We start from the raw sequence: 16,859 nt of genomic DNA on the forward strand, positions 1-16,859 counted from the left end.
ACCTGTCGGGAGGGACTACGCTCGCGCTCGTGGCTGAGATCCAGATTCCCGCTGACATCAAGCCCGCCGACGGCCGTTTCGGCGCGGGCCCCTCCAAGGTGCGTACGGAGGCGCTGGACGCCCTCGCGGCCACCGGAACCTCCCTGCTCGGCACGTCCCACCGCCAGGCCCCGGTCAAGAACCTGGTCGGCGAGGTACGTGCCGGAGTGCGTGACCTCTTCTCGCTGCCCGAGGGCTACGAGGTGATCCTCGGCAACGGCGGCTCCACCGCCTTCTGGGACATCGCGACCCACGGTCTGATCGAGACGAAGTCGCAGCACCTGAACTTCGGCGAGTTCTCGTCCAAGTTCGCCAAGGCCGCCAAGGCCGCGCCGTGGCTGGCCGACCCGTCGGTGATCTCCTCCGAGCCGGGCACGCACCCCGAGCCGGTCGCCGAGGCGGGCGTCGACGTGTACGCCTTCACGCACAACGAGACCTCCACCGGTGTCGCCGCCCCGCTGAAGCGGGTCGCGGGCGCCGACGAGGGCGCGCTGGTGCTGGTCGACGCGACCTCCGGCGCGGGCGGTCTGCCGGTCGACATCACCGAGACCGACGTCTACTACTTCGCGCCGCAGAAGTCCTTCGCCTCGGACGGCGGTCTGTGGCTGGCCGCCTTCTCTCCGGCGGCGCTGGAGCGGGCGAAGAAGATCCACGAGTCGGGCCGGCACATCCCTGAGTTCTTCAGCCTGCCGACGGCGATCGACAACTCGCTCAAGAACCAGACGTACAACACCCCGGCGCTGGCCACGCTGTTCCTGCTCAACGAGCAGCTGAAGTGGATCAACGGCCAGGGCGGTCTCGCCTGGTCGACCGCGCGTACGGCGGACTCCTCGTCGCGGCTGTACACGTGGGCGGAGAAGTCGTCGTACGCGACGCCGTTCGTCACCGACCCGGCCAAGCGCTCGCAGGTCATCGGCACGATCGACTTCGCGGACGGCATCGACGCGGCGGCGGTGGCCAAGACGCTGCGCGCCAACGGCATCGTGGACACCGAGCCGTACCGCAAGCTGGGCCGCAACCAGCTGCGGATCGCGATGTTCCCGGCGATCGACCCGGCGGACGTCGAGGCGCTGACGGCCTGCGTGGACTACGTCATCGAGAAGCTGTAACCACAGGGAAGCCGTCACCACCTCGCTCTCCTTCGGAAGGGGTCTCGCGCACCGGGTGCGCGGGGCCCCTTCCGGCCGTCCTGACCTCTTTCGGCCGTCCTGGGCGCGACCGATAACCGCCGTACCGCACGGCCCAGGTGGTCCCTAGCATCACTGGCGATCCGGTGCATCGCACCTGCCCGGACCGGTCACGTTGGCATGTTCAGGCCTCAACTGTCGGCCGCTGAACATGTCGTTCGGCTGGACTCCCCACATGTCCGCAAGGCCACCGACACAACGATCGGAGCATCATGCCCGGTGCACTGCTCACCGGCGCGGCCACGACCGTGGCGCTCGCCTCGACGCTCGTCGCCCTGCCGGCCTCCCCGGCGACCGCGCGGATCATCGCGCCTCCGGACAAGATCGTCATCGAGATCGCGACGGTGAACGGCTCCGGCTGCCCGGCCGGCACCGCGGCCGTCGCCGTCGCGCCCGACAACACCGCCTTCACCGTCACCTACAGCGACTATCTGGCGCAGGTGGGCCCCGGCTCCAAGCCGACCGACTTCCGCAAGAACTGCCAGCTCAATCTGATCGTCCATGTGCCGCAGGGCTTCACCTACGCCGTCGCCAGCGCCGACTACCGCGGCTTCGCCCATCTGGCGCGCGGGGCGAGCGCGGTGCAGAAGGCGTCGTACTACTTCCAGGGTTCACCGGACACGGCCGCCAGGAACCACCACTACAGCGGCCCCCTCGACACCAACTGGCAGGCCACCGACACGACCGACTGGGCGCAGCTGGTGTGGGCGCCGTGCGGGGTGAAACGGAACTTCAACATCAACACCGAGCTGCGGGTGAACGCCGGGTCCTCCGACCCTGCGAAGGTGAACAGCTTCATCACGATGGACTCGACGGACGGTGAGATCAACACCGTCTACCGGCTCGCCTGGAAGGAGTGCCCGGCGTAGGCCGTACGAGCCCGGGTGCGGGTGGGCCCGCTCTTCCCTCGTGGGCCCACCCGCCCCCGCTTCCGTGTCACTTGCTGAGCCGCTGGAACCGGCGTACCGCCAGCGGCAGGAACACCGCCGTGATCATTAGCGGCCAGACCACGGCCATCAGAACCGCGTTCTGCTCGACCCAGCTTCCGCCGCCCGCGCCCGGGTTGCCGAACAGCTCACGGGTCGCGGTGACGGTCGACGACACCGGGTTCCAGGCGGCCACGGGCGCCAGCCAGCCGGGCATCAGCGTCGGCGAGACATAGACGCTGGAGACCATGGTGAGCGGGAAGATCACCGCGTACAGCGCGCCCGCGGCCTCCGCGTTCGGCAGGACGAGACCGCACCAGACGCCCACCCAGATGAGGCTGAAGCGCAGGAACAGCAGCAGCCCGAAGGCGGTGACGGTGGCGATGAGGCCGCCGTCGGAGCGCCAGCCGATGGCGAGGGCGGTGGCGGCGAGCAGGGCGAGTTCGGCCGCGGCCACGACGAGGTCGGCGACGCCCTGGCCGGAGGAGACCGCCGAAGGGGCCATCGGCATGGACCGGAAGCGGTCGATGACGCCCTTGCCGGCGTCGGTCACGACGGCGATGGCGGTGTTCATGAGGCCGAAGGCCATGGTCATGGCGAACATGCCCGGCATCAGGAACTCCTTGTAGTCCCCGCCGCCCGGTACGCGCATGGCGCTGCCGAAGACGAATCCGTACAGCAGGACGGAGACGATCGGGAAGCCGAGGCGCCACACGATCGCAACGGGCTGGCGGCGGTAGTGGAGCATCGTGCGGCGTACGACCGAGAGGCAGTCGGCGACGGCCCAGTAGGCCCGGCCCCTCCGCTGGGGCGCGGTCAGTTCGGCGGTGCTCATCAGGCGGCCTCCGTCCGGTGTCCGGTCAGGTGCAGGAACACGTCGTCCAGGCTCGGCCTGCGCAGTCCGATGTCCTCGACCGTGATCCCCGAGTCCCGCAGTGTGCGTGCCACGTCGGTGAGGGCGGCCACCCGGTCGTCGACGGGCGCGTGCACGCGCCGTTCGGCGTCGTCCGTCCCGGGCTCGGTGTTGGCGACCCGCGCGACGGCCTTGACGGCGGCGGGCAGGTCGGCCGCTTCGGCGACCACGACCTCGATCCGGTCCGCGCCGACGGTGTTCTTCAGCCCGTCGGGGGTGTCGTCGGCGATGGCCCGGCCGTGGTCGACGACGGTGATGCGGGAGGCGAGCCGGTCGGCCTCGTCCAGGTACTGCGTCGTCAGCAGGACCGTCGTGCCACCGGCCACCAACGCCCGCACGGTGTCCCACACCTCGCCCCGGGAGCGGGGGTCGAGTCCTGTCGTCGGCTCGTCGAGGAAGAGCACGTCGGGGGCGAGGATCATCGACGCGGCGAGGTCGAGCCGGCGCCGCATGCCGCCGCTGTACTCGCGCACGCCGCGGTCGGCGGCGTCCACCAGGTCGAACTTCTCCAGGAGTTCGGCGGCGCGCCGGGCGGCGCCGCGGGCGCCGAGGTGGAAGAGCCGCCCGAACAGGTCGAGGTTCTGCCGTCCGGTGAGCTGTCCGTCGACGGCGGCGTTCTGCCCGGCGAGCCCGATGCGGCGGCGTACGGCCCTGGGGTCGCGGGCCACGTCGATGCCGGCGACCAGGGCGCGGCCGCCGTCGTGGCGGAGCAGGGTGGCCAGGACGCGGACGGCGGTGGTCTTTCCGGCGCCGTTGGGGCCGAGCAGGCCGTGGACGGTTCCGGAGCGTACGGCGAGATCGAAACCGTCGAGAGCGGCCACGGCGTCGGTGTTCTTCCGGCCGCCGTAGCGCTTGCGCAGGCCCTCGGCGAGGACCGCGTGGTCATGCATGGTGCCTCCACTCAGAGAAACTGAGTACACCGTACCTTGATATGGGTACGGTGTACTCAGTTTTAGAGTGAGGCCATGACGACGAGCAGCCTGGAACTCCTCTGGGGCACCGGCGAGCGGCCCAGCCGCGGGCCCAAGCCCGGCCTGACCCTCGACCGGATCGTCACCGCGGCGGTCGCCGTCGCCGACGCGGAGGGCCTGGACGCGGTGTCGATGCGGCGCGTGTCGACCGAGCTCGGCGTCGGCACGATGTCTCTGTACCGCTACGTCCCCGGCAAGACCGAGCTGCTCGACCTGATGCTCGACCGGGTGCAGGGCGAGTCCCTCACCGACGCGCCACCGCCGCCGACGCACTGGCGCACCACCGTCGAGCGGCTCGCCCGCACCCATCTCGCGCTCTACCGCGCCCACCCCTGGCTGCTGAAGGTCAACGAAGCCCGCTCGGTCCTCGGCCCGTCCACGCTGCGCGGCCTGGAGCTGTGCCTGTCGGGGCTCAAGGGCGAGCACGGCATGGGGCTGAGCGACCACGAGACGATCTCGGTCATCGTCACGGTCCAGAGCTTCGTCACCGGAATGGCCCGGATGGAGATCCAGACGGCCGAGGCCGCCAAGGAGACCGGCGTCAGCGACGAGGACTTCTGGGAGGGCCAGCGCCCGTTCCTGGAGCGGGCCATGGCGTCGGGCGACTATCCGCAGATGGCCGAGCTGGCGGAGGACACCTTCTCCCGCGAGGACGACCAGTTCACCTTCGGGCTCGACCGGCTCCTCGACGGCTTCGAGACGCTGGTGAACGCCCGGCGCGGGGCCGCCGACGCCGGCTAGCGCGCCGGTGAACGCCCGGCGCGGGGCCGCCGACGCCGCCAGCGCGCTGGTGAACGCCCGGTCGCGGCCGCCGACGCACGTTACCGCGCTGGCGAACGCCCGGCGCGGCGCCGCCGACGCCGACTGGCTGGTGAACGCCCGGCGCGCGGGGCCGCCGGCGCACGTCAGCCGCGGCGCAGCAGCCGCTTGCCGCCGACCACGAGCGCGGTGGCGAGGGCGAGGACGACGACCCCGAGGGCGAAGCTCCCCTTGGACCCCTCGGACTCGGACCCGCCGCCGTCCGTGGAGTCCCCCGGCGCGGGCCGCCCCGGCTTCGCCGGAGGCGTCGCCCCCGCGCGCTCCGTCGCGACCCGTATCACCTCACTGCTCTCCCCCTCCGTGCCGAACATCACCGCCGACCCGTCCGGCGTGTACGTCACCGACTCCGCCTGCCCCTGGAACGGCGCCCGTACGGAACGGTCCGCGCCCAGGCGACCGTTCTGCCACACGTAGGCGCGGGCGCTGAAGTAGCTGCGCAGGGTCAGCTCGGTGCCGTCCGGGGAGAACGCCCCGTCCGTCACCCAGGGCACCTCCCCTATCCGGCGGAAGACGTTCGTACCGGAGGTGGAGAGCTTCGCCGGCCCCTCGTACAGCCCGCCGCCGTCCTCGTTCTTGCTGGCGATGTAGACCCGCCCGGTCTTCGGATGGACCATCAGCGCCTCGGCGTTGCGGGGCCCGTCCGCGTACTTCACGTCGTACTGCCGGGCCTGGACCGTCTGGTTCCGCAGCTGCTCCGGCTCGGGGAAGCGGTAGATCCAGACGTGGTCCCAGGTGCCGTCCTTGTTGTCGCCGATGTCACCGACGTAGATGTCGCCGTCGGGGCCGATCGAGATCGCCTCCATGTCACGGGGCTTGCCGACGCCCTTCATGGTGAGCGTGGCGACCGTCTCGCCGGTCTTCGCGTCGATGCCGTAGATCAGCGGCGCGTCCTGGTCGTTGTGCGTCCAGTAGACGCCCGGGTGGCGCCGGCTGGCGGCGAGCCCGCTGGACTCGGTGACCCTCGGGTCCTTGATGGTGAAACGCTCCACGTCGTCGTCGGCGGCGGCAGCGGGGGAGGCGGCCAGAAAAACGAGGGCGGCGGCACCGAAGACGTGCAGAAGCGTTCGCATGGACTCAACGGTAGGCCGTGGTCAGCATCACGTCGCAGCTCACAGCGGCATTCCGCCATGATGACCCCATGCGTTTCATGTTCGTCGGCGACTCCATGACCATCGGACGCGCCGGCGACTGGACCTGGCGCTACCGGATGTGGCAGCACCTCGGCCGCTGCCCCGACGGCCCGCACGAGATCGTGGGCCCGCGCACCGAGCTGTACGACACGACCGCCGACGCGGCCGTCTCCCATGCCTACGCCGACCCCGCCTTCCCGGCCCCGGCGCGCAGGCACCTGGCCGGCTGGGGCGAGGGCTGGCTGCACATGGCCCCGCTGATCGGCGCGGCGGTGACGGCGGCCGAGGCGGACGTGCTGCTGATCTCGCTGGGCCTGATAGACCTCGGCTTCTACACCGACAGCGGCCAAACCGCCGCCAACGTCCGCCACTTCCTCGACCAGGCCCGCGCCGCGAACCCGCACGTACGGGCCGTGATGCTGCCGGTCATCCCCAACGTGCGGGCCGAGGCCGACGCGCCCTTCGCCGCCGAGTGCGACCGCTTCAACGACCTCCTCGCCAAGACGGTCGCCGACCTGGACACGGCCCGCTCGCCGCTGCTGCTCGCCTCCCCGCCGGGGGACTACGACATCCACACGGACACGTACGACGGCACGCACCCCGGCCCGTCGGGCGAACACAAACTGGCGGCGGCCTTCGCGACGGCGATGCACCAGGGATGGGGCTTGGGCGGACCGTACGCCGCCGTGGACTGAGCCGCGCTACCGTGCAAGGCATGGGGGAGAACAACGTCACGGGCGGGTCGCTGGAGAACGTCGTCCAGGCCGGGTCCATCGGCAACGTGACGATCAACTCCGTCGCACGCCACCAACTCCCCCGCCCCTTACGCGATCCCGCCCGCTGGCCCCTGGCCGCCGACTGGGACGCCCTCGCGGCAGGCGCCCACCGCGCCCGCCCCGGCACCGACGGCACGACGCTCCCGCCGTACGTCCCCCGCGACATCGACGCGCGCCTGCGGGAGCGGATCACCCGGCCTGGCCTGACGGTCGTGGTGGGCGACTCGACGGCCGGCAAGACGCGGGCGGCGTTCGAGGCGGTACGGGAGGTCCACCCGGCCCGCCGGGTGATCGCCCCGCCGCCAAGCACCGCGCTCGCGCTCATCCCGGACGCCGTCGAGACCGCGTCCGGGCCGTGCCTCCTCTGGCTCGACGACCTCGAGCGTTACCTCGGGCCGGACGGGCTCCAGCCGGACGTGCTGGGCGATCTGGTGCATCTGGGGGTGCCGGTGGTGGCGACGATGCGGCTGAAGCAGTACACCACCTTCGGCGGTGACCGGGACCGTACCGTCGGTGCGGAAGTCCTCCGCCTCGCCGAGGTCGTCGACCTGGACCGCCTCTGGTCGGAAGCCGAACTGGCCCGAGCCGAAACCTGCGACGACGTCCGCGTCGCCGACGCGCTCGCCCACCACGAGCGGTACGGGATCGCGGAGTACGTCGCCGCCGGACCCGCCCTGTGGAGCGAGTGGGACCGGGCCAGGAAGACCACCGGGCATCCACGCGGCGCCGCACTCGTCGCCACGGCCGTCGACCTGAGTCGTACGGGCCTGACCGGCCCGTACGCCCCTGACCTGCTGGTCGAACTTCACGGCCGCTATCTCGCCAAGGCGGGCGGGGAGTTGCTCCGCCCGGAACCCGTGGACGAGGCATTCACCTGGGCCGGGAAGGTCCGGCACGGCGTGACGAGCCTGCTGCTGCCCGCGGACGGCGGGCGGTGGCTGCCGTTCGACTACCTCGTCGACCACGCGGAGGAGCCGGTCCCGGAGGAGGTGTGGGAGGCGGCGCTGAGGGAGGCGGACGACGGCGATCGCCAGGCGATCGGGTACAGCGCTTGGGAGGAGGCACCGCACATCGCCGAGAGCGCGTTCCGCTCTCTTGCCGAATCCGGGAGCGCCGAGGCGATGACTGCACTCGGCCTGGTCTTCGCGCTGGACAAACGCGTCGAGGAGGCCGAGAGGTGGCTGCGCTCCGGCCTCGAGCACAAACACTTCTCCGCCTCCTATGCGCTCGGGGCCTTCCTCCTCGTCCGAGACCGCCATGCCGAGGCCGAGCCTCATCTCCGTCAGGCCGTGGACGATGGCACCACCGAAGCCGTCCTTCCCCTCGCAGGCCTGCTCGCCACCACAGGCCGACACAGCGAGGCCGAGTCCCTCCTCCGCGAGGCCGTGGCGTCGGACCTCCCGGAAGCTCCCCTTCGACTTGCCCTGCTGCTCATCGACATGGGCCGCCACGACGAGGCCGAGCCGATACTGCGGGCACTGCACATGGACGCCGACCCACATGCGGTGGTCCCCCTTGCGAAGGTTCTCCGCTCCTCCGGCCGCCATGAGGAGGCCGAGCACCTGCTTCGGGGGGAGCTGCCCGGGGGTGCGCGTGACGTCGCCCTCACGCTTGCCACCCTGCTGATCGAGACGGACCGCAGGGAGGAGGCCGAGCACGTCCTACGCCCCCTCCTCGCCAAGGGTGACCTCAGTGCGGCTGTCATGCTGGGCGGACTGACCTTCATCGACGGCCGCTTCGACGAGTCGGCAGCCTTGTTCCGCCGCGCCATCGATGCCGGCCCCCAGGTCTCCACGTTCCTCGGCATGGCCCTCGCCAAGGCAGGAAACACCGAAGAGGCAGAACCTCTGCTCCGCGCTGCGACCGCGAACGGCGACCGCAACGCCGCCCTCAGCCTGGCCGAGCTCCTCGCCCGGACCGGCCGCTCGGCCGAGGCCGAGGAACTGATGCGCACGCTCACGCCGACCGAGTAAGCCGGTTCGCCAACGTCGACAGCGTGTACGCGCCGATACCCAGCACGACCTCCAGCGCCTGCTGACGGGTGTACCCCGCCGACAGGAACGCCGTCAGTTCCTCGTCGCTCACCGCGCCCGCCGACGCGAGCACCTGGTGCGTGAAGCGGGCCACCGCCTCAAGGCGGTTCTCGTCGGGCGCCGAGCCCAGCTTGGCCAGCTTCGCCTCGTGGAGGTGGATGCAGATGTGGCACTGGTTGCGAGTGGCGACGGTGAGGATCACCGTCTCGCGGGAGTGCGGGTCGAGCGTCGTCTGCTCGAACAGCGCGCTCAGCTTCAGGAAGCCGTCCAGCGTGTGCGGGGACTCCGCCATGCGGGCGACCGCCTGCGGGAGGTGGCCGAAGTTGGTGGTCACCGCCTCCATCGCGCGGCGGGCGGCGGACGGGGCGGTCTCGACGGTGTGGTCGGTGAACAAGGCGGCTCCAAGAGAGGTCCGGTACGGAAAGGGCGATACGATCGACAACATGGTTGACCAGTTCGATGCGAGAAACGTAAACCAGGTTGTCGATCCCGGCAAGGGGGTTTCTCCGGAACCCCCCGGCTTCGAGCTGCCCCTGCTCCTCTTCGCCGGCTTCCGCACCCTCATCGACCGGCTCCACGCCGAACTCGCCCGCCAAGGCCACCCCGACGTCCGCCCCGCCCACGGCTTCGCCCTCCAGGCCATCGCCGCGGGCGGCCCCGCCGGCGCCACGGCCAGTGACGTCGGGCGCCGGCTCGGGGTCTCCAAACAGGCCGCGGGCAAGACCGTCGACCGGCTCGTCGCCCTCGCCTACGCCGAGCGCGCCGACGACCCCGCCGACGCGCGACGCAAGCTCGTCCGGCTCACCCCGCGCGGCGTCGACGTCCTCACCCGCTCCGCCGCGATCTTCGACGCCCTCCGCGGGCAGTGGGCGGCCGCGCTCGGTCCGGACCGGCTCGCCGGGATCGAGGACGGCCTGCGGACGGTCGTACCGCCCGAGACCGCCTTCCGCCTCGACGCCACCAGCTGGCTCGGCGCCCCCTGACCGCCGAGCAGGACCGACCTCAGCCGGGCGGCTACGCCGGCCCCCGCCCGTACACCTCGCGGGCGATGAACTGCGCGACCGTGTCGCCGTACGTGTCCCGGCCCGTCTCGTTCGCCTGGAGGAACCACGGCAGCTTCTGGTGCAGCAGCGTCACCATCGACTGCTCCAGCAGACCGCCGACCGCCCGGTCCGACCCGTCGCACGCGGTGGACGCCCCGCTCACCGCGTACAGGTCCACGAAGTGGGCGTGGTGCTGCTTCGCCTTCTGCCGCATGAGGGTGTTCAGCGGCGCCTGCACCTTCCTGTCGAGGAAGGACAGCGCCGCCTCCGGCACGTCCGCCAGCGGCTTCCCGCCCCCGTCCGGCAGCGTCGCCCGGCACAGCTTCGTGTCCTTCGGTACGAGCCGGGGATAGCCGACCAGGACCACCTTGGCCGACGGCGACTCGCTGCCGATCTCCGAGAACAGCTTGTCGAGGTCCTTCCCCGTCTCCTCGAACCGGGCCGCCAGCCACGCCTTCCCCGCCCCACGGGTGAAGTACGCGGCACAGTCCGTCGCCTTGGAGCGGGCGCTCACCGCCTTGTCCGGCAGCAGCGCCCCCTCCGTACCGCGCAGCCGCTCCGAGCACTGCTTGAGGATCCGGCCCAGACCGACGGTGTTGGCCCCGAGTCCGGCCACCACCAGCTCCGTCGACTTCGCCAGCACCTTCTTCTGCGGCTGCGCGGTCATGCCGCCGCCGAGGTCCTGCTCTTCCCAGACGTGGTTGAGCCGCGCCCCGGCGCAGGCGACGTCCGCGGTGATGTTCAGCAGGATCGCCTGGTCGGCGAGCTGGTCCTCGATGACGTCGGGCAGGTTCTCCTGCGCCCGTACGCACGGCAGCCGGGTCTCGTCGACGGGCGCGATGCCGTAGCCGCCGATGAAGGCGTCACCGAGCAAGACCGTCGGGACGGCGGGCGGGTTCGCCTTCACGGGGGATGACGTGGGGGCGGGCGCGGTGAGGGAGGGCGCGGCCGTCGCGAGGGCGACGGCCAGGACGACAGCGGAGATGCCTTTCAGTGCCATGTGACGCATTCAAAACGCACACGCACCGTCATCGCCGCTGTCCACGCCCCTCTCACCCGCCCGAGCGAAGCCGGCCTGTCCAAACCGCCCAGGCCGGCCCACTCACCAGGCGAAGGCCTCCGGCGACGGCCCGGGCCCGGGGAAGATCTCGTCGAGGCCGGCCAGCACCGCGTCCGGGAGCTCCAGCTCCAGGGCGCGCAGCGCGCCCCCCAGCTGCTCGGGGGTGCGCGGGCCGACGATCGGGCCGGTGACGCCGGGCCGGGTCAACAGCCAGGCCAGCGCCGCCTCGCCCGGCGCGAGACCGTGCTTGTCGAGCAGGTCCTCGTACGCCTGGATCCGCGCCCGTACGACCGGGTCGGCCAGCGCGTCCGCCGCCCGGCCGGAGGCGCGGCGGCCGCCCTCGACCTCCTTCTTGATGACTCCGCCGAGCAGGCCGCCGTGGAGCGGGGACCACGGGATCACACCGAGGCCATAGTCCTGGGCGGCCGGGATGACCTCCATCTCGGCCCGCCGCTCGGCGAGGTTGTACAGGCACTGCTCGCTGACCAAGCCGACCATGCCCCGGCGCGCCGCGGCCTCGTTGGCCTGGGCGATCTTGTAGCCGGGGAAGTTCGAGGATCCCGCATAGAGGATCTTGCCCTGCTGGATGAGGACGTCGATCGCCTGCCAGATCTCGTCGAACGGGGTCAGACGGTCGATGTGGTGGAACTGGTAGACGTCGATGTAGTCGGTACGGAGCCGCTTGAGGCTGGCCTCGACGCCCCGGCGGATGTTGAGGGCCGAGAGCTTGTCGTGGTTGGGCCAGACCGGCTCGCCGTCGCCCGTCATGTTGCCGTAGACCTTGGTGGCCAGCACGGTCTTGTCCCGGCGGCCGCCGCCCTGGGCGAACCAGCCGCCGATGATCTCCTCGGTCCGGCCCTTGTTCTCGCCCCACCCATACACATTGGCGGTGTCGAAGAAGTTCAGACCCGCGTCGAGCGCGGCGTCCATGATCGCGTGGCTGGTCGGTTCGTCGGTCTGCGGACCGAAGTTCATCGTGCCGAGAACGAGTCGGCTGACCTTGAGTCCGGTGCGTCCGAGCTGCGTGTACTCCATGGAGCACAAGCCAACTGCTTCGAGTCCACTCCAGGCAAGGGTCCTACTGACCGACGGCCGCCGCCACAGCGATGATCGCGAACATCAGTACAAGCACACCGGCCATGATCCGGTTTCGGGTCTTCGGGTCCACCCTTCGAGGTTAACCCGCGCCCTTCAGCGGCCAGGAACCGACCGTCTCGTACCGCGGCTGCTCCCCCGCCACGCCCCGCACGGGGAGGTTGCTGCGCACGAGCGCCAGCTCGGAGACCTGCCAGCGGGTGCCCTCGAAGGAGTCGAGCGCGGCGACGAAGGGCCGCAGGTCGGTGTCGTCGCGGCCGCGGGCGAGGGTGAGGTGGGCCTGGTAGCGGCGGTGCTCGTCCATCGGGATGCCCGAGCGGCGGGCCGCGGCGTCGGCGCGTTCGGCGAGCAGGCGCATCTCGTCGAGGCCGCCCGCCGCGCCCGCCCACAGAGCCCGGCGGCCGAAGTGCCCGCCGCCGTGGACGCGGAGGGGGAAGGGGTCGGTGCGGTGGGCGGCGCGGGCGAGGCGTTCATGGAGTTCGGGCAGGAGCTCGTCGTCCACCTCGCCCATGAACGCCAGGGTGTAGTGCCAGCCCGGCCGCCCGGTCCAGCGCAGCCCGTCCGCGCCGGGCAGTCCCCTGAGCCGGTCGACGACGTGCCCCACCTCGGTCAGCTGCGCCGGGGGCGGCAGTACGGCAGCGAAAAGCCTCATGACACGAGTCTGGCAGCACCCGCCCCGCCGGTGGAGAGCCTGTGCCCACCACCGACCGGGGCCGGTGCCGCCGTCATCATGCCTCGGTCACGAGTCTGCTCACGCCGCGGACATCAGCTTCCTCATGCCGCAGATGTCGGCTTCCTCATGCCGCGGATATCAGCTTCCTTTTCTCCACGAAGTGGACCTCGGGATGCCCCCGGCGCCAGCCCACCGCGACCTTCAGGCCGCCCACCCGGGCCAGGACGAGACCGACGGTGACGGCCGCCGCCAGCGAGATCAGACCGCCCGCGGCGAAGCCGACGCGCGGGCCGTACGTGTCGGTGATCCAGCCGAAGAGCGGGGCACCGAGCGGCGTGCCGCCGGTGAAGACCATCATGAACAGGCTCATCACCCGGCCCCGCATCGCGGGGTCCGTCGCCATCTGCACGCTGGAGTTCGCGGTGACGTTGACGGTCAGACCGAACATGCCGATCGGGACCATCAGCGCCGCGAAGAGCCAGAAGGACGGCGCGAACGCGGTCACGATCTCCAGCAGGCCGAACAGCACCGCCGCGCCGACAAGCAGCCGCAGCCGGGAGGCGCCCCGGCGGGCGGCGAGCAGGGCGCCGGCCAGGGAGCCGGCCGCCATCAGGGTGTTGAGCAGCCCGTACGTGCTGGCCTGGCCGTGGAAGACGTCGTCGACGAAGGCGGAGAGCCAGATCGGGAAGTTGAACCCGAAGGTGCCGATGAAGCCGACGAGGACTATGGGCCAGATCAGCTCGGGGTGGGCGGAGACGTACTTCAGGCCCTCCCTGAGCTGGCCCTTGCCGCGGGGTGTCCGCTCGACCTTGTGCAGTTCGGACGTACGCATCATCAGCAGGCCGACGACGGGCGCGAGGAACGACAGGCCGTTGAGCAGGAACGCGTAGCCGCTGCCGACGGCGGTGATGAGGACACCGGCGACGGCGGGACCGACGAGCCGCGCGGACTGGAAGTTGGCCGAGTTGAGGCTGACGGCGTTGGCGAGGTCCTTGGGGCCGACCATCTCGGCGACGAACGCCTGCCGGGCGGGGTTGTCGACGACGGTGACGAGGCCGGTGACGAAGGCGGTGGCGTAGACGTGCCAGACCTCGACGTGGCCGCTGAGGGTGAGGACGGCCAGGGCGATCCCGGCCAGGCCCATCGCGGACTGGGTGAACAGCAGCAGCGGCCGCTTGGGCAGGCGGTCGGCGAGGACGCCGCCGTACAGCCCGAAGAGCAGCATCGGCAGGAACTGCAGCGCGATGGTGATGCCCACCGCGGACGCGGATCCGGTGATGCTGAGGACCAGCCAGTCCTGGGCGATGCGCTGCATCCAGGTGCCGGTGTTGGAGACGACTTGCCCGCTTGCGAAGAGCCGGTAGTTACGGGTCCTGAGCGAGCTGAACATGGAAGTAGGTGCGGTCGGTGCGGGGGCGGAGTCTGCTCCGGATCCCGTACTCAAAAGGGGTCGCCTCCTTGGCGTCTTACGTCAGGACAGATGTGCGAGCTTCTCCAGCACGGGGGCGGCGGCACGCAGCTTGGCCCACTCGTCCTCGTCCAGGCCCTCGGCGAGGGTGGCCAGCCAGGCGTTCCGCCGGCGGCGGGACTCTTCGAGCATGGCCTCGGCCCGCTCGGTCTGGGTGACCACCTTCTGCCGGCGGTCGTCGGGGTGCGGCTCCAGCCGGACCAGGCCCTTCGCTTCGAGCAGCGCGACGATGCGGGTCATCGACGGCGGCTGGACGTGCTCCTTGCGGGCCAGCTCGCCGGGGGTGGCGGAGCTGCACATCGAGAGGGTGCCGAGCACCGACATCTCGGTGGGGCTCAGCGACTCGTCGACGCGCTGGTGCTTCAGGCGCCGGCTCAGACGCATGACGGCCGAGCGGAGGGAGTTCACGGCGGCGGTGTCGATGGCGTCGCCGTGGGACAGGTCTGGCATGTCTTTAGGGTAACTCATTACCCTCCCTAAAGACCAATGGGTATGTGCCGCCGCCCGGTTTCTTCCGGATCTATCACCCGAAGGAGTGAGCCGGGTCCGGAAAGTGACGCATCCGGCCGCTGACTGCGGCGAACCTGACAGGCATGGGATCGACAGTGCTCAGCCTGCGCATAGATGGTGAGCTGCTCGACCGGCTCCGGGGGCATGCCGCCAAACGCGGAATGAGCGTCCAGGACTATGTGGTCCGGACGCTCATGTGCGACGACTTCGACGAGCGGTTCAAGACCGCCGTGGACGAAACCGAGAAGTTCTACGGTCTGACGTGAGGGTGTGAAGGCGTGAGGCCCCAGGGGGCCCGCCCGCCTGTGTGGGTTCGCTTACGTGAGGCCGAGCGCCGGCATCGCGTAGTAGAAGACGAACACCGCCGAGACGACGTACATCGCCGCCGGGACCTCCCGGCCGCGGCCGGTCGCCAGCCGCAGCACGGCGAAGGCGATGAAGCCGATGCCGATGCCGTTGGTGATCGAGTACGTGAACGGCATCATCACCATCGCCAGGAACGCGGGGACGGCGATCGTGAAGTCGCTCCAGTCGATCTCCTTGATCGACCCGGCCAGGATCAGGAAGCCGACCGCGAGCAGCGCAGGGGTGGCCGCCTGGGACGGGACCATCGTGGCGAGCGGGGTGAGGAAGAGCGCCACGGAGAACAGCGCGCCGGTGACGACGGACGCCAGTCCCGTACGGGCCCCCTCGCCGACGCCCGCCGTGGACTCCACGAAGCAGGTGGTGGCCGAGGAGGAGGTGGCGCCGCCGGAGGCGACGGCGAGGCCGTCCACCAGCAGGACCTTGTTGATGCCGGGGAAGTTGCCGTCCTTGTCGATCAGCTTGGCCTCGTCGCCGACGCCGAGGATGGTGCCCATCGCGTCGAAGAAGCAGGACAGCAGGACGGTGAAGACGAAGAGACAGCCGGTGAGCAGGCCGACCTTCTCGAAGCCGCCGAACAGGCTGACCTCGCCGACCAGCCCGAAGTCGGGCGAGGCGAGCGGGTTGCCGGGCCACTTCGGGGTGGTCAGGCCCCAGGACGGGACCTTGGCGACGGCATTGATCACCATCGCGACGACCGTCATCACGACGATGGAGATCAGGATCGCGCCGGCCACCTTGCGGATGATCAGCGCGAGGGTGAGCAGCGTGCCCAGGATGAAGACGAGGACCGGCCAGCCGCCGAGGTGGCCGTCGGCGCCGAGCTGGAGCGGCACGGTGGTGTGGGCGGCGTCCGGGATCCGGGAGACGAAGCCGGAGTCGACCAGGCCGATGAGCATGATGAAGAGGCCGATGCCGATCGCGATGCCCTTGCGCAGGCCGACCGGGACGGCGTTCATCACCCGCTCGCGCAGACCGGTCGCGACGAGCAGCATCACGACGAGACCGGCGAGCACGACCATGCCCATCGCGTCCGCCCAGGACATCCGCGGCGCGAGCTGGAGCGCGACGACGGTGTTGACGCCGAGGCCGGCGGCGAGCGCGATCGGGACGTTGCCGATGACACCCATGAGGAGCGTCGAGAAGGCGGCGGTGAGGACGGTCGCGGTCACGAGCTGGCCGCCGCCGAGCTGATGCCCGTACATGTCCTTGGCGCTGCCGAGGATGATCGGGTTCAGCACGATGATGTAGGCCATCGCGAAGAAGGTGGCGAAGCCGCCGCGGACCTCGCGGGCGACGGTTGAGCCGCGCTCGGAGATCTTGAAGTAGCGGTCGATGCCGGAGACGGGGCCCTGAGGGACGCTGGGCTCCGGGGAGGTGGCCTTGGCGGTGGCCGTGGTGCTCATGGGGTTCCTCTGCGGAGATGGGTGTCCATTTGGCGGTTCATACGAAGGAAACCCGCCTGAGGCAAACCGTTTCAGTATGAACACATGAACGAAGGCGAGTCCATCTCCGCGCGTAGACCGCATTTCTGGCCGCCTAGACTTGGGCCATGGCCAAATGGACCCCCACGCACGAGGCGCCCGAGCCCCTGGAGGGGCCCGTCGTCGCCACCATCACCGGCGGCACGATTCTGTGGTTCGTCCTCTTCCTGGTGCAGGTCCCCTTCTACGGCTGGTTCGACGACCGCGACGCCACCTGGTGGGTGTGGACCTGCCTGGCCGGCGCCGGCCTCGGGCTCATCGGCATCTGGTACGTACGCAAGCGGGACGCGGCGATCAAGCGCGACGCGGCGCTCAAGGCCCGAGCGGCGGAGTCCGACCGCGCGTAGTGCCTGGGGACCATTCCCGTCC

18 protein-coding genes are annotated in these 16,859 nt (G+C 70.7%); 8 read left to right on the forward strand and 10 right to left on the reverse strand.

The window, feature by feature from the left end; translation table 11 throughout:
* Positions 1 to 29 precede the first annotated feature (29 nt).
* Positions 30 to 1,148, forward strand: coding sequence for a phosphoserine transaminase (gene serC / locus ACZ7LT_RS24580; RefSeq protein WP_471238245.1), 1,119 nt, complete (start codon positions 30 to 32; stop codon positions 1,146 to 1,148).
* Positions 1,149 to 1,438: 290 nt separating this feature from the next.
* The gene (locus ACZ7LT_RS24585) at positions 1,439 to 2,095 is read left to right on the forward strand and encodes a DUF4360 domain-containing protein (RefSeq protein WP_471238246.1); all 657 of its coding nucleotides are present in this window, start codon (positions 1,439 to 1,441) and stop codon (positions 2,093 to 2,095) included.
* A gap of 67 nt (positions 2,096 to 2,162) precedes the next feature.
* Here ACZ7LT_RS24585 and ACZ7LT_RS24590 read toward each other — a convergent pair whose 3' ends face one another.
* Positions 2,163 to 2,987, reverse strand: a complete 825-nt coding sequence (locus tag ACZ7LT_RS24590) for an ABC transporter permease (protein WP_471238247.1) — start codon at positions 2,985 to 2,987, stop codon at positions 2,163 to 2,165.
* Positions 2,987 to 3,955, reverse strand: coding sequence for an ATP-binding cassette domain-containing protein (locus tag ACZ7LT_RS24595; protein ID WP_471238248.1), 969 nt, complete (start codon positions 3,953 to 3,955; stop codon positions 2,987 to 2,989). Before ACZ7LT_RS24595 ends, ACZ7LT_RS24590 begins: the two co-directional genes overlap by 1 nt.
* Before the next feature lie 75 nt (positions 3,956 to 4,030).
* On the opposite strand from ACZ7LT_RS24595, the gene ACZ7LT_RS24600 reads away from it, so the two are divergent.
* Positions 4,031 to 4,777 (forward strand): TetR/AcrR family transcriptional regulator, encoded by a 747-nt coding sequence (locus tag ACZ7LT_RS24600; RefSeq protein WP_471238249.1) that lies wholly within the window; start codon positions 4,031 to 4,033, stop codon positions 4,775 to 4,777.
* A 164-nt stretch (positions 4,778 to 4,941) separates the two neighbouring features.
* Here ACZ7LT_RS24600 and ACZ7LT_RS24605 read toward each other — a convergent pair whose 3' ends face one another.
* Positions 4,942 to 5,925 (reverse strand): WD40 repeat domain-containing protein, encoded by a 984-nt coding sequence (locus tag ACZ7LT_RS24605; RefSeq protein ID WP_471238250.1) that lies wholly within the window; start codon positions 5,923 to 5,925, stop codon positions 4,942 to 4,944.
* A gap of 68 nt (positions 5,926 to 5,993) precedes the next feature.
* Between ACZ7LT_RS24605 and ACZ7LT_RS24610 the strand changes: the two genes are divergently transcribed.
* Both ACZ7LT_RS24610 and ACZ7LT_RS24615 read left to right on the forward strand, forming a co-directional pair.
* Positions 5,994 to 6,680: a GDSL-type esterase/lipase family protein gene (locus ACZ7LT_RS24610; protein ID WP_471238251.1), complete on the forward strand. Its 687-nt coding sequence runs from the start codon at positions 5,994 to 5,996 to the stop codon at positions 6,678 to 6,680.
* Between the two features lie 20 nt (positions 6,681 to 6,700).
* Complete coding sequence (locus ACZ7LT_RS24615) at positions 6,701 to 8,734, forward strand: tetratricopeptide repeat protein (protein ID WP_471238252.1); 2,034 nt, start codon at positions 6,701 to 6,703, stop codon at positions 8,732 to 8,734.
* Here ACZ7LT_RS24615 and ACZ7LT_RS24620 read toward each other — a convergent pair.
* The gene (locus ACZ7LT_RS24620) at positions 8,718 to 9,188 is read right to left on the reverse strand and encodes a carboxymuconolactone decarboxylase family protein (protein WP_471238253.1); all 471 of its coding nucleotides are present in this window, start codon (positions 9,186 to 9,188) and stop codon (positions 8,718 to 8,720) included. The two genes, ACZ7LT_RS24615 and ACZ7LT_RS24620, sit on opposite strands and share 17 nt — an antisense overlap.
* Positions 9,189 to 9,237: 49 nt before the next feature.
* On the opposite strand from ACZ7LT_RS24620, the gene ACZ7LT_RS24625 reads away from it, so the two are divergent.
* The gene (locus ACZ7LT_RS24625) at positions 9,238 to 9,777 is read left to right on the forward strand and encodes a MarR family winged helix-turn-helix transcriptional regulator (RefSeq protein ID WP_471238254.1); all 540 of its coding nucleotides are present in this window, start codon (positions 9,238 to 9,240) and stop codon (positions 9,775 to 9,777) included.
* 31 nt (positions 9,778 to 9,808) lie between these two features.
* On the opposite strand, the gene ACZ7LT_RS24630 is transcribed toward ACZ7LT_RS24625, so the two are convergent.
* From ACZ7LT_RS24630 to ACZ7LT_RS24650, 5 genes are all read right to left on the reverse strand, one after another.
* A complete protein-coding gene (locus tag ACZ7LT_RS24630; RefSeq protein ID WP_471238255.1) occupies positions 9,809 to 10,837 on the reverse strand; it encodes an SGNH/GDSL hydrolase family protein in 1,029 nt (342 codons plus the stop codon).
* Positions 10,838 to 10,939: 102 nt separating this feature from the next.
* Positions 10,940 to 11,932, reverse strand: coding sequence for an aldo/keto reductase (locus tag ACZ7LT_RS24635; RefSeq protein ID WP_471238256.1), 993 nt, complete (start codon positions 11,930 to 11,932; stop codon positions 10,940 to 10,942).
* A gap of 142 nt (positions 11,933 to 12,074) precedes the next feature.
* Complete coding sequence (thpR, locus tag ACZ7LT_RS24640) at positions 12,075 to 12,644, reverse strand: RNA 2',3'-cyclic phosphodiesterase (protein ID WP_471238257.1); 570 nt, start codon at positions 12,642 to 12,644, stop codon at positions 12,075 to 12,077.
* A gap of 145 nt (positions 12,645 to 12,789) precedes the next feature.
* The gene (locus tag ACZ7LT_RS24645; RefSeq protein ID WP_471238258.1) at positions 12,790 to 14,109 is read right to left on the reverse strand and encodes an MFS transporter; all 1,320 of its coding nucleotides are present in this window, start codon (positions 14,107 to 14,109) and stop codon (positions 12,790 to 12,792) included.
* Between the two features lie 27 nt (positions 14,110 to 14,136).
* Entirely contained in the window at positions 14,137 to 14,583 is a 447-nt protein-coding gene (locus ACZ7LT_RS24650) for a MarR family winged helix-turn-helix transcriptional regulator (RefSeq protein ID WP_019887305.1), read from the reverse strand.
* A gap of 143 nt (positions 14,584 to 14,726) precedes the next feature.
* Here ACZ7LT_RS24650 and ACZ7LT_RS24655 point away from each other — a divergent pair, with 143 nt between their 5' ends.
* Positions 14,727 to 14,909 (forward strand): ribbon-helix-helix protein, CopG family, encoded by a 183-nt coding sequence (locus ACZ7LT_RS24655; RefSeq protein WP_471238259.1) that lies wholly within the window; start codon positions 14,727 to 14,729, stop codon positions 14,907 to 14,909.
* A 51-nt stretch (positions 14,910 to 14,960) separates the two neighbouring features.
* Here ACZ7LT_RS24655 and ACZ7LT_RS24660 read toward each other — a convergent pair whose 3' ends face one another.
* Positions 14,961 to 16,412, reverse strand: coding sequence for an NCS2 family permease (locus tag ACZ7LT_RS24660; RefSeq protein ID WP_471238260.1), 1,452 nt, complete (start codon positions 16,410 to 16,412; stop codon positions 14,961 to 14,963).
* 146 nt (positions 16,413 to 16,558) lie between these two features.
* Here ACZ7LT_RS24660 and ACZ7LT_RS24665 point away from each other — a divergent pair, with 146 nt between their 5' ends.
* Positions 16,559 to 16,837 carry a DUF2530 domain-containing protein gene (locus ACZ7LT_RS24665; RefSeq protein ID WP_471238261.1) on the forward strand — a complete coding sequence of 93 codons (279 nt, stop codon included), beginning with the start codon at positions 16,559 to 16,561 and terminating at the stop codon, positions 16,835 to 16,837.
* Positions 16,838 to 16,859: the final 22 nt, after the last annotated feature.

This window comes from Streptomyces sp. NPDC039465, from assembly GCF_055639315.1.

Excerpts from the sequence above, each read along its gene's own strand:
- ACZ7LT_RS24585 (WP_471238246.1), top strand. The coding sequence starts at position 1,439 with ATGCCCGGTGCACTGCTCACCGGCGCGGCCACGACCGTGGCGCTCGCC.
- ACZ7LT_RS24590 (WP_471238247.1), bottom strand. The coding sequence starts at position 2,987 with ATGAGCACCGCCGAACTGACCGCGCCCCAGCGGAGGGGCCGGGCCTAC.
- ACZ7LT_RS24595 (WP_471238248.1), bottom strand. The coding sequence starts at position 3,955 with ATGCATGACCACGCGGTCCTCGCCGAGGGCCTGCGCAAGCGCTACGGC.
- ACZ7LT_RS24600 (WP_471238249.1), top strand. The coding sequence starts at position 4,031 with ATGACGACGAGCAGCCTGGAACTCCTCTGGGGCACCGGCGAGCGGCCC.
- ACZ7LT_RS24605 (WP_471238250.1), bottom strand. The coding sequence starts at position 5,925 with ATGCGAACGCTTCTGCACGTCTTCGGTGCCGCCGCCCTCGTTTTTCTG.
- ACZ7LT_RS24610 (WP_471238251.1), top strand. The coding sequence starts at position 5,994 with ATGCGTTTCATGTTCGTCGGCGACTCCATGACCATCGGACGCGCCGGC.
- ACZ7LT_RS24615 (WP_471238252.1), top strand. The coding sequence starts at position 6,701 with ATGGGGGAGAACAACGTCACGGGCGGGTCGCTGGAGAACGTCGTCCAG.
- ACZ7LT_RS24625 (WP_471238254.1), top strand. The coding sequence starts at position 9,238 with ATGGTTGACCAGTTCGATGCGAGAAACGTAAACCAGGTTGTCGATCCC.
- ACZ7LT_RS24630 (WP_471238255.1), bottom strand. The coding sequence starts at position 10,837 with ATGGCACTGAAAGGCATCTCCGCTGTCGTCCTGGCCGTCGCCCTCGCG.
- ACZ7LT_RS24635 (WP_471238256.1), bottom strand. The coding sequence starts at position 11,932 with ATGGAGTACACGCAGCTCGGACGCACCGGACTCAAGGTCAGCCGACTC.
- thpR (WP_471238257.1), bottom strand. The coding sequence starts at position 12,644 with ATGAGGCTTTTCGCTGCCGTACTGCCGCCCCCGGCGCAGCTGACCGAG.
- ACZ7LT_RS24650 (WP_019887305.1), bottom strand. The coding sequence starts at position 14,583 with ATGCCAGACCTGTCCCACGGCGACGCCATCGACACCGCCGCCGTGAAC.
- ACZ7LT_RS24655 (WP_471238259.1), top strand. The coding sequence starts at position 14,727 with ATGGGATCGACAGTGCTCAGCCTGCGCATAGATGGTGAGCTGCTCGAC.
- ACZ7LT_RS24660 (WP_471238260.1), bottom strand. The coding sequence starts at position 16,412 with ATGAGCACCACGGCCACCGCCAAGGCCACCTCCCCGGAGCCCAGCGTC.
- ACZ7LT_RS24665 (WP_471238261.1), top strand. The coding sequence starts at position 16,559 with ATGGCCAAATGGACCCCCACGCACGAGGCGCCCGAGCCCCTGGAGGGG.